Origin of the sequence: Curtobacterium sp. MCBA15_013 (genome assembly GCF_001865095.1) — a bacterium.
Lineage (GTDB): Bacteria > Actinomycetota > Actinomycetes > Actinomycetales > Microbacteriaceae > Curtobacterium.
In genome coordinates this window covers 1-387 of sequence record NZ_MJGQ01000072.1, presented here as the reverse complement: position 1 = coordinate 387, position 387 = coordinate 1, and the positions used below count along the sequence as shown (strand labels likewise).

Below are 387 nucleotides of genomic sequence, written 5' to 3'. Positions count from 1 at the left end.
GGTATAGTCGGCGTGGGCAGGACGGAACTGCTCCGCGATCTTCGAATAATCCTTTGAGCGCTGATCGGTATTCTCGATCACCAGCCCGATGGGGGTGCCGGTGGTCTTGCCTTCGAACACCCCCGAGAGGATCTTCACTTCGTCCGCTTCCCGGCGCTGGGTGGTATGACGCGAAGTGCCGGGCTTGCGGCGGTCCAGATCCCGCTGCATATCAGCCTCGGACAGCTCAAGCCCCGGAGGGCAACCATCAATTATGCATCCGAGCGCAGCCCCGTGGCTCTCACCAAAGCTGGTCACCGTAAACAATTTTCCGAAGCTATTTCCCGACATGATTCAGTATCTTATCCAGGGTATTTAATGTAAGTCTTCAGCAGTCAACAGAAACAC

Annotated in this window: 1 protein-coding gene; it reads right to left on the bottom strand. The window is 56.1% G+C overall.

All coding sequences use genetic code 11. From position 1 onward, the window contains the following. Positions 1 to 330 (bottom strand): chorismate synthase (locus BIV01_RS17530; protein WP_139199555.1); only part of this gene is annotated, 330 nt, incomplete at its 3' end. Positions 331 to 387 lie beyond the last annotated feature (57 nt).